A 9966-nucleotide genomic window follows, 5' to 3' on the forward strand; every position below is an offset into this window, starting at 1 on the left:
TCGAAGCGCGGCCCTCCCTCGGAGGCGCCGCGCTTCGCCGTTCGCGCGTCCGCCGGCGCCGCGCGCGCGTCCCGATACGCCGCTGCACGGCTGCTGGACCTGCGAGGAGGGGGTACGTCGGGGGTCTCGATACGCTGCTGCGCGGCTACTCGACCAGCAGGGAGGGCGGGAGTACGTCTCGGGGGTGTCGATACGCTGCTGCGCGGCTACTCGACCAGTGAGGGGGGTCTCGATGCGCCGCTCCGCGGCTGCTCGACTATCACCGGGTGACACGACACCCGTCCCGTCCCGACCGCGCGCAGCGCGGAGCCCGCCCGAACGTCCTCGACCGCCGGCAGCAGGGAGAGGGCAGCGAGCCGGAATCGCGTGCCAGCGATTCCGGCCAGCCCGACGCGACCCGCTCTGCGGATCGCACCCCGTCGCGGAGCCGACCGCGCCCTGTGATGCGCTCCGCGCATCACAGGAAGATCAACACTGTGTAACTCTTCCTGACCACCACCGTCCGGGCGGCTGAGCGGCTTGTCACATTGGGTAACGTGTGGGGATCGACGCTCTGCTGCGCTCGTCGCGCGGGGCCGCATTCCTGGAGGACGACATCTTGACTATCACCTCGCGTAAGGCCGCGTTCGGCGGTCTCGCCGCCCTCGGCGTCACCGCGCTTCTCGCCGGTTGCGCCTCCGCCCCCGAGGAGAGCGGCTCCAGCGCCGCCGCCGGTGGCGACTTCCTGCCCTGCATGGTGTCCGACGCGGGCGGGTTCGACGACAAGTCGTTCAACGAGCTCGGCTACAACGGCCTCGTGAAGGCCTCGGAGGACCTCGGGGTCACGCCGAAGACCGTCACCTCGGAGTCCGAGACGGACTACGCCCCGAACTTGACCAGCCTCGTCGACCAGGGCTGCAACCTGATCATCACCGTCGGCTTCGCGCTGGCCGAGGCCACGTCGGCCGCGGCCGAGGCGAACACCGACATCGACTTCGCGATCATCGACGACGCGACGATCGACCTGCCGAACGTCAAGCCGATCACCTTCGACACCTCGCAGGCGGCGTTCCTCGCCGGCTACGCGGCCGCCTCGTACTCCACGACCGGCGTCGTCGGCACCTACGGCGGCCAGCAGTTCCCGACCGTCACGATCTTCATGGACGGCTACGCCGACGGCGTGAAGTACTACAACGAGCAGAAGGGGAAGGACGTCAAGGTCGTCGGCTGGGACGTCGACGCGCAGACCGGCTCCTTCACCGGCGGCTTCGCGGCGGGCGTCGAGGCCAAGTCGGCCGCGCAGTCGCTGATCGACCAGAACGCGGACGTCATCCTCCCCGTCGGCGGTCCGATCTTCCAGTCGGCGATCGAGGCGATCCGCGACTCCGGCAAGGACATCGCGATGGTCGGCGTGGACGCGGACCTCTACGAGACCTACCCCGACGGCGCCGACCTGTACCTGACCTCGATCCTCAAGGGCATCGAGGCCGGCACGACCGACGTCACCAGCTCCGCCGGAGCCGACGACTTCGACCCCACCCCCTTCGTGGGCACCCTCGAGAACGACGGAGTCGGCATCGCGCCGTTCCACGACTTCGAGTCGAAGGTCTCGGGCGACCTGCAGGGCGAGCTCGACACCATCAAGGCGGGCATCATCGACGGCTCCATCACCGTCACCTCCCCGTCCGCTCCCGCGGCGTCCTAGTCGCTTCCTCGAAGAGGCCGGCGGGCCCGAGCACACCTCGGGCCCGCCGGCCTCTTCGTCGGTCCGGCGGGCGGATCGGCTCCGCTCCGTCCATCGATCCCATTCGGCGGCGCATCGTGGCGCGAACCGAAAGTTAGATTGGTCCCATGAAGCTCGAACTGCGTGGCATCACGAAGCGCTTCGGCGCGCTCGTGGCCAACGACCACATCGATCTCACCGTCGAACCCGGCGAGATCCACTGCCTCCTCGGCGAGAACGGCGCGGGCAAGTCGACGCTCATGAACGTGCTCTACGGCCTGTACCAGGCCGAGGAGGGGGAGATCCTGCTGGACGACGCGGTCCAGCACTTCTCCGGTCCGGGCGACGCCATGAAGGCCGGCATCGGGATGGTCCACCAGCACTTCATGCTCGTCCCCGTGTTCACCGTCGCCGAGAACGTCATGCTGGGCCACGAGGAGACGAAGGCCGGCGGACGCCTGGACCTCGCCGCCGCGCGCGCCCGGGTGCGCGAGATCTCGGACCGCTTCGGCTTCGACGTGGATCCCGACGCCCTGGTCGAGGACCTCCCCGTCGGCGTGCAGCAGCGGGTCGAGATCATCAAGGCGCTCTCCCGCGACGCCCGGGTGCTCGTGTTCGACGAGCCGACCGCGGTGCTGACCCCGCAGGAGACCGACGAGCTGATCGCGATCATGCGCCAGCTGCGCGCGGCCGGGACCGCCATCGTCTTCATCACGCACAAGCTCCGCGAGGTGCGCGAGGTCGGAGACCGCATCACGGTCATCCGCCTCGGCAGAGTCGTGGGGGAGGCGTCTCCGACGGCGAGCAACGCCGAGCTCGCCTCCCTGATGGTCGGCCGCGCCGTCGAGCTGACGGTGCAGAAGGAGCAGGCGGTGCCGGGCGACGAGGCCCTCGTCGTCTCGAACCTCACGGTGCGCGACGCCAACGGCCAGGCCGTCGTCGACGACGTCTCCTTCGAGGTCCGCCGCGGCGAGATCCTCGCGATCGCCGGCGTGCAGGGCAACGGCCAGACCGAGCTCACCGAGGCGATCATGGGCCTGCAGGAGCGGGTCGAGGGCTCGGTGACCCTGGACGGGCGCCGTCTCGACGGGCTCTCCGTGCGCCGCGTCCTCGAATCGGGGGTCGGTTTCGTCCCCGAGGACCGCACCGAGGACGGTCTGGTCGCCGAGTTCACGATCGCCGAGAACCTCATGCTCGACCGCAGCGACCGCGGTCCGTTCGTGAAGGGCCTGGGCCTGCGGCTCAAGGAGCTCGAGCGCTTCGCCGAGGAGCGGGTGCGCGAGTTCGACGTGCGCGCCCAGGGGATCGGCACCCACGTCGGCCGCCTCTCCGGAGGCAACCAGCAGAAGGTGGTGCTCGCGCGCGAGCTCAGCCGGGAGCTGCGGCTGTTCATCGCGGCGCAGCCCACCCGCGGCATCGACGTCGGCTCCATCGAGTTCGTCCACAAGCGCATCGTCGAGACGCGCGACACCGGAGTCCCCGTGATCGTGGTGTCGACCGAGCTCGACGAGGTCGCGGCGCTCGCCGACCGCATCGCGGTCATGTACAAGGGCGGGATCATCGGCATCGTCCCCGCCGATACGCCCCGCGAGGTCCTGGGGCTCATGATGGCCGGGCAGACGCCCGCCGAGAAGGGGGCGGCGGCGTGAGCGACGCGCAACTGCCCGCGGTCGATCCCGACGCGGAGACCGAGAAGGCGGCCGGGCTCGAGCCCGGCCAGAAGCCGGATCAGGAGGTGCGCCCCGGCCCGCTCGAGAGCGGCGCCTCCCGCGTCCTGCGCGAGATCCTCTCCGGCACCGCGCTGATGTCGGTGCTCGCCGTGCTGCTCTCCCTCATCGCGGGCGGCGTGCTGATCGCCGCGACCGACAAGGACGTCCAGGCGGCGTCGGGCTACTTCTTCGCCCGGCCGCTCGACACCCTGCAGGCGATCTGGCAGTCCGTCTCCGGTGCCTACTCCTCGCTCTTCCAGGGCTCGGTCTACAACTTCCGCCGCGAGGGCTTCGCCAACGGCATCAAGCCGCTGACCGACACCCTGGCCTTCGCGACCCCGCTGATCGCCGGCGGCCTGGGAGTGGCCCTGGCCTTCCGCGTCGGCCTGTTCAACATCGGCGGCCGCGGCCAGATGCTGATCGCCGCGGCCTGCGCGGGCTGGGTCGGCTTCTCCTTCGACCTCCCGTGGGGCGTGCACCTGATCGTCGCGCTCGCCGCCGGCATCCTCGGCGGCGCGCTCTGGGGCGGACTCGTGGGACTGCTCAAGGCCCGCACCGGCGCGCACGAGGTGATCCTCACGATCATGCTCAACTACGTCGCGTTCTACCTGATCTCCTACCTCCTGCGGACGCCCGGCGCGCTGCAGGCTCCCGGCTCGAACAACCCGAAGTCGCCCGGGATGAAGGAGACCGCGGTCTTCCCGGCGCTCCTCGGCCCCGGCTACTCGCTCACCCTCGGCTTCGTCTTCGCGGTCCTCGCGACCGTGTTCGTCTGGTGGCTCCTGAACCGCTCGACGATCGGCTTCAAGTTCCGCGCGGTGGGGGAGAACCCGCACGCGGCGCGTGTGGCGGGCATCGACGTGAAGAACAGCTACGTGTACGCGATGCTGCTCTCCGGCGGCCTGCTCGGCCTCGCCGGCAGCGCCCAGGTGATGGGGACGGTCACGACCGGCTTCACCTCCGGGATCGACGCGGGCATCGGCTTCGACGCGATCACGGTCGCGCTGCTGGGCCGCTCCCGCCCCTGGGGCGTGTTCTTCGCCGGCATCCTCTTCGGCGCCTTCAAGGCGGGCGGCTACTCGATGCAGGCCGCCGAGGGCGTGCCGATCGACGTGGTCCTCGTCGTGCAGTCGCTGATCGTCCTCTTCATCGCCGCGCCGCCGCTGGTGCGCGCGATCTTCCGCCTCCCGACGCCCGGGGCCGCCCCGAAGCGCCGCACCCGCCGCACCTCGGAGGTGTCCGCATGAGCACCGCCGTCGCCACCGCACCGGACCGCGTCGTGATCCGCAGCTGGAAGGCGCCGATCGCGTTCGGCGTCTTCGCGCTGCTCGCCGTCGTCCTCTTCGTGGCCCTCGGCCGCGACGGGACGAGCTCGTTCCGCCTCGCCGCGGGCACCGACTTCTTCGCCCTGCCGGACATCCCGTTCCCGACGCGGGGGACGGGAGTGGTCGTGGCGATCGTCCTGGTCGCCCTGGCCGTCGCGTCGGCCGCACTCACCCGCGCCGGCCGGCGCATCCCGCTCTGGCTCTCGGCGGTCTTCGCCCTGGTCTTCCTGATCGGGTTCCTCGTCTGGGCGTCGGCCGGTGCCGCGCTGCCCGTCTCGGGACTGCTGCTCGGGACCGTCGGGCTCGCCACTCCGCTGATCTTCGGCTCCCTCGGCGGTGTCATCTCGGAGCGGGTCGGAGTCGTCAACGTCGCGATCGAGGGGCAGCTGCTCGCCGGCGCCTTCACCGCGGCGATGGTCGGCTCCCTCACCCGCCAGCCGGTGCTCGGCCTGCTCGCGGCGATGGTCGCGAGTGTCCTGGTGTCGTTCGTGCTAGCCGCCTTCGCGATCAAGTACCTGGTCGACCAGGTGATCGTCGGAGTCGTGCTGAACGTGCTGGTGACCGGCCTGACGAGCTTCCTCTACTCCCAGGTCCTCTCCGCCGACGCGTCGACGTTCAACTCGCCGGTGAAGTTCGACCGCCTCCCGATCCCGGTGCTCAGCCAGGTGCCGATCGTGGGCGCCGTCCTGTTCAACCAGACGGTGATCGTCTACCTGATGTACTTCGCGATCTTCGCCGTGTGGTGGGGCCTGTTCAAGACCAAGTGGGGCCTCCGCCTGCGCGCCGTGGGCGAGCACCCGCAGGCCGCGGACACCGTCGGCATCGACGTCGCCCGCACGCGCTTCTGGAACGTCTCCCTCGCCGGGGCGATCGCCGGAGTCGGCGGCGCGTACTACACGCTCGACGCGGTCGGAGCGTTCGGCAAGGAGATGACCGCGGGCGCGGGCTTCATCGCCCTGGCCGCCGTCATCTTCGGCCGCTGGGACCCGATCAAGGCGACCCTGGCGTCGCTGCTGTTCGGCTTCGCGACCAACCTGCAGAACGTTCTCGGCGTCATCGGCTCGCCCGTGCCGAGCGAGTTCATGCTGATGCTGCCGTACGTCGTGACGATCTTCGCGGTGGCCGGTCTCGTCGGCCAGTCCCGCGGGCCGGCCGCCGCCGGCAAGCCGTACCTGAAGTCCTGAGAGGAGCCGTCGTGACCGACATCGACTGGGAGGCGCTGCGCGAGGCCGCGCTGGAGGCCATGAGCCACGCCTACGTCCCGTACTCGAAGTTCCCCGTCGGGGTCGCCGCGCTCGTGGACGACGGCCGGACGATCTCGGGCTGCAACGTCGAGAACGCCTCCTACGGGCTCACGCTCTGCGCCGAGTGCGCGCTGGTGTCCTCCCTGCACTTGACGGGCGGCGGCCGGCTCGTGGCCTTCACCTGCGTCGACGGGAAGGGCGGCGTCCTGATGCCCTGCGGGCGCTGCCGCCAGCTGCTCTTCGAGCACTCGGCCGAGGGCATGCTCCTCCAGACCGTGTCGGGCGTGAAGACGATCGACGAGGTCATCCCCGACGCGTTCGGCCCGCGCACCCTCGAGGCCTACGCCGCCTCCTAGCGCCGCCGTCACCCGCTCCCATCCCCGAACCGAGGACTCCGCATGACCCGCACCACCCCCGTCGAGGACTTCGACGCCGTCGACATCATCCGCACCAAGCGCGACCGCGGCACGCTCTCGACCGCGCAGATCGACTGGCTGATCGACGCCTACACCCGCGGCTACGTCGCCGACGAGCAGATGGCGGCCTTCGCGATGGCGGTCCTGCTGAACGGGATGGAGCGCGACGAGATCCGCGACCTCACCCTGGCGATGATCGCCAGCGGCGAGCGCATGCGGTTCGACGGACTCGGCAAGCGCACGGTCGACAAGCACTCCACCGGCGGGGTCGGCGACAAGATCACGCTGCCGCTGATGCCGCTGGTCGCCTCCTTCGGCGTGGCGGTGCCCCAGCTCTCCGGACGCGGGCTCGGCCACACGGGCGGAACGCTCGACAAGCTGGAGTCGATCCCGGGCTGGCGGGCCGACCTCGGCAACGAGGAGATGCTGGAGCAGCTGCGGACGGTCGGCGGCGTGATCTGCGCCGCGGGCTCGGGCCTGGCCCCCGCCGACAAGAAGCTCTACGCGCTCCGCGACATCACCGGGACCGTCGAGGCGATCCCGCTGATCGCGTCCTCGATCATGTCGAAGAAGATCGCCGAGGGCACAGACGCCCTGGTGCTCGACGTGAAGTTCGGCTCCGGGGCGTTCATGGTCGACATCGAGCGCTCGCGGGAGCTCGCCCGGGCCATGGTCGACCTCGGCAACGACGCGGGGGTGCGGACCACCGCGCTGCTGACCAACATGAACGTGCCGCTCGGGCTGACCGTCGGCAACGCGAACGAGGTGCGGGAGTCGGTCGAGGTGCTCGCCGGCGGCGGCCCCTCCGACGTCCGGGAGCTGACGCTGGCTCTGGCCCGCGAGATGCTGGCCCTCGCCGGGCAGCCGGACGCGGACGTCGAGCGCGCCCTCGACGGCGGCGCCGCCATGGACACCTGGCGCGCGGTCATCCGCGCGCAGGGAGGGGACCCGGACGCCGCCCTCCCCGAGGCCCGCGAGACCCACGTCGTGCTCGCCGAGCGCGACGGCGTGCTGGTGGAGCAGCAGGCGCTGCCCTTCGGCATCGCCGCCTGGCGCCTGGGCGCCGGACGCGCCCGCCAGTCCGACGCGGTGCAGCACGCGGCGGGGATCGACCTGCACGCGAAGCCCGGCGACCGCGTCCGTGCGGGCCGGCCCCTGCTCACCCTCTCGGCCGACGAGCCCGAGCGCTTCGCCCGGGCGCTGGAGGCGCTCGACGGCGCGTACCGGATCGGCGACGACGGCGACGAGGTGCTCGACGGCGGCCCCCTCGTGGCGGAGCGCGTCTCCTAGCTCCGCGCCGCCCGGCGAGCCGCTCCCGCCGACCCTCTAGGGTGGTCGGCGAACCACCGCCGACCTGCGAGGAGCACCGTGACCGATCAGACCGAGGAGTACCTCCTGCCGGGCGAGGGCGTCCTCATCGACGAGCTCCCCAAGGTGTCGCTGCACGACCACCTCGACGGAGGACTGCGGCCCGGGACGGTCCTCGAGATCGCCCGCGAGACGGGCGTGCCGCTTCCGGCCGAGGAGCCGGACGCGCTCGCCGAGTGGTTCCGCGCCACGGCCGACTCCGGCTCCCTCACCGACTACATCGCCACCTTCGAGACGACGGTCGCCGTGATGCAGACCGCGCCGGCGCTCGAGCGCGTGGCCCGCGAGTTCGTGCTCGACCTCGCCGCCGACGGAGTGGTGCACGGCGAGGTGCGCTGGGCGCCGGAGCAGCACCAGCGCGCCGGGCTCTCGCTCGACGCGGCCGTCGAGGCGGTCCAGGAGGGGCTCCAGCAGGGCGTGCAGGAGGCGGCGGCGCAGGGCCACCGCCTCCGCGTCGGCCAGCTGATCATCGCGATGCGGCACGCCGACCGCTCGCTCGAGGTCGCCGAGCTGGCGCTGCGCCACCGCGAGCGCGGTGCGATCGGCTTCGACATCGCCGGAGCCGAGGCGGGCTTCCCCGCCTCGCGGCACCGAGCCGCCTTCGAGCTGCTGGCGGCGGCGCACTTCCCGACCACGGTCCACGCGGGGGAGGCGGACGGCCTCGACAGCATCCGCTCGGCCCTGCTCGACGGACGCGCCCTGCGCCTGGGCCACGGCGTCCGGATCGCGGAGGACATCCGCATAGAGCGTCAGGACGACGACGCGAGCTACGTGACCCTCGGCGAGCTCTCGGAGTGGGTGAAGGACCGCGAGATCGCCCTCGAGCTCAGCCCCTCCTCCAACCTGCAGACCGGTGCCGTCGCGGCGTGGGGCGCCGAGCTCGCCGACCACCCCTTCGACCTGCTCTACCAGCTGGGCTTCCGCGTCACGGTGAACACCGACAACCGCCTGATGAGCGCGACGACCCTCAGCCGTGAGCTCGCCCTCCTGTCCGACGCGTTCGGGTACGACCTCGACGACTTCGAGGCCTTCCAGCTGAACGCGGCCCACGCCGCCTTCCTGCCGCTCGACGAGCGCCGCGAGCTCGTCGAGACGATCAGCGCCGGCTTCGAGGCGGCCTGACGGTGCCGCTCGACGCACTCCCCGAGGAGGCGGTGGCCCTCCGCCACTCCGCCGGATCGTGGCGGGAGGCCGTCCTCGAGGCGGGCCGCGCGCTCGAGCGGACGGGCGCGGTCGACGCCGCCTACTCCCGGCGCATGGTCGAGCAGGTCGACGTGCTCGGGCCGTACATCGTCATCGCGCCCGGGCTCGCCCTCGCGCACGCCCGGCCCGGCAACGACGTCCTGGCCGACGGCCTCTCCGTCGTCACGCTGGCCGAGCCCGTCGCCTTCGGGCACAGCACCAACGACCCGGTCTCGGTCGTCATCGGGATCGCCGCCACCCAGGCGCACGGACACGTCGGCTTCGTCTCCGGGCTCGCCGACGTGCTCAGCCGCCCGGACGCGGTGGGCGCCCTCGCCGCCGCCCGCACCGTCCGCAGCATCAACGCCGTCCTCACCGACAGCACCCCGCACCACCCGCACCACGGAAGAAGCGCATGAAGATCATCACCCTCTGCGGCGCCGGAATCGGCACCTCCGCCATCCTCAAGCTCGGCGCCGAGCGCGCCCTCGAGACCCTCGACCTCGAGGCCGACGTGATCGCCTCCGACCTGGCCTCCGTCGACGCGCTCGCCGCCGACGCGCAGGTCATCCTCACCTCCGGCGAGCTCGTCGACCGCATCGGCCGCACCTTCGCCGAGGTCGTCGTCATCGACAACTACCTCGATCAGAACGAGATCACGGAGAAGATCGAGCGGGCGCTCGGCTGAGCTCGTCTCTGAGCCGCTCCCTGCGCGGCTCAGCGCGGTCGGCCTCCCGACGGGGTGCGTTCCGCAGAGCGGGTTCCGTCGGGCTGCCTCGAATCGCTGGCACGCGATCCTCGGACGCGCCCTCCACCTTGCGGTGAGAGGGCGCTCCCTCCTCCTGCTGGTCGAGTGGCCGCGGAGCGGGGCAGCGAGACCCGGCTCCAGGGCGGACGGCTGCTCGGACCTCGCGGGAGGTCAGCGGGCGGCATCAAGGAGCACTGGACCCCCGGCACCCCCGTGCTGATCAGCGACCACATCAACCTCACGGCCGACTCGCCGCTGGAGGGCGCGACCTT

9 protein-coding genes and 1 pseudogene are annotated in these 9966 nt (G+C 71.6%); all 10 read left to right on the forward strand.

All coding sequences use genetic code 11. The features are described 5' to 3' along the window. Window positions 1-598 precede the first annotated feature (598 nt). Window positions 599-1684 (forward strand): BMP family protein, encoded by a 1086-nt coding sequence (locus C5C24_RS05175; protein ID WP_104275350.1) that lies wholly within the window; start codon window positions 599-601, stop codon window positions 1682-1684. Window positions 1685-1830: 146 nt separating this feature from the next. Beyond that, window positions 1831-3351: an ABC transporter ATP-binding protein gene (locus C5C24_RS05180; protein WP_104223182.1), complete on the forward strand. Its 1521-nt coding sequence runs from the start codon at window positions 1831-1833 to the stop codon at window positions 3349-3351. Further along, a complete protein-coding gene (locus tag C5C24_RS05185; protein ID WP_219812831.1) occupies window positions 3348-4658 on the forward strand; it encodes an ABC transporter permease in 1311 nt (436 codons plus the stop codon). Before C5C24_RS05180 ends, C5C24_RS05185 begins: the two co-directional genes overlap by 4 nt. Beyond that, window positions 4655-5920: an ABC transporter permease gene (locus C5C24_RS05190; RefSeq protein ID WP_104275348.1), complete on the forward strand. Its 1266-nt coding sequence runs from the start codon at window positions 4655-4657 to the stop codon at window positions 5918-5920. The genes C5C24_RS05185 and C5C24_RS05190 overlap by 4 nt, the downstream gene beginning before the upstream one ends. Window positions 5921-5931: 11 nt before the next feature. Next, window positions 5932-6336 (forward strand): cytidine deaminase, encoded by a 405-nt coding sequence (locus C5C24_RS05195; protein WP_104304464.1) that lies wholly within the window; start codon window positions 5932-5934, stop codon window positions 6334-6336. Window positions 6337-6378: 42 nt separating this feature from the next. Further along, window positions 6379-7686 carry a thymidine phosphorylase gene (locus tag C5C24_RS05200; RefSeq protein WP_104275346.1) on the forward strand — a complete coding sequence of 436 codons (1308 nt, stop codon included), beginning with the start codon at window positions 6379-6381 and terminating at the stop codon, window positions 7684-7686. 78 nt (window positions 7687-7764) lie between these two features. Further along, window positions 7765-8886 carry an adenosine deaminase gene (locus tag C5C24_RS05205; RefSeq protein WP_104275345.1) on the forward strand — a complete coding sequence of 374 codons (1122 nt, stop codon included), beginning with the start codon at window positions 7765-7767 and terminating at the stop codon, window positions 8884-8886. 2 nt (window positions 8887-8888) lie between these two features. Next, window positions 8889-9365, forward strand: coding sequence for a PTS sugar transporter subunit IIA (locus tag C5C24_RS05210; protein WP_104255398.1), 477 nt, complete (start codon window positions 8889-8891; stop codon window positions 9363-9365). Further along, the gene (locus tag C5C24_RS05215) at window positions 9362-9634 is read left to right on the forward strand and encodes a PTS sugar transporter subunit IIB (protein ID WP_104275343.1); all 273 of its coding nucleotides are present in this window, start codon (window positions 9362-9364) and stop codon (window positions 9632-9634) included. Before C5C24_RS05210 ends, C5C24_RS05215 begins: the two co-directional genes overlap by 4 nt. A 234-nt stretch (window positions 9635-9868) precedes the next feature. Beyond that, window positions 9869-9966, forward strand: a pseudogene (locus C5C24_RS18335) (purine-nucleoside phosphorylase); the annotation flags it as partial.

The sequence above is a fragment of the Rathayibacter sp. AY2B3 genome (assembly GCF_002931755.1).
Taxonomy (GTDB): Bacteria; Actinomycetota; Actinomycetes; order Actinomycetales; family Microbacteriaceae; genus Rathayibacter.

Bases quoted from the DNA above. Each gene is read 5' to 3' on its own strand.
- C5C24_RS05215 (WP_104275343.1), top strand. From the start codon at position 9,362: ATGAAGATCATCACCCTCTGCGGCGCCGGAATCGGCACCTCCGCCATC.
- C5C24_RS05180 (WP_104223182.1), top strand. From the start codon at position 1,831: ATGAAGCTCGAACTGCGTGGCATCACGAAGCGCTTCGGCGCGCTCGTG.
- C5C24_RS05190 (WP_104275348.1), top strand. From the start codon at position 4,655: ATGAGCACCGCCGTCGCCACCGCACCGGACCGCGTCGTGATCCGCAGC.
- C5C24_RS05200 (WP_104275346.1), top strand. From the start codon at position 6,379: ATGACCCGCACCACCCCCGTCGAGGACTTCGACGCCGTCGACATCATC.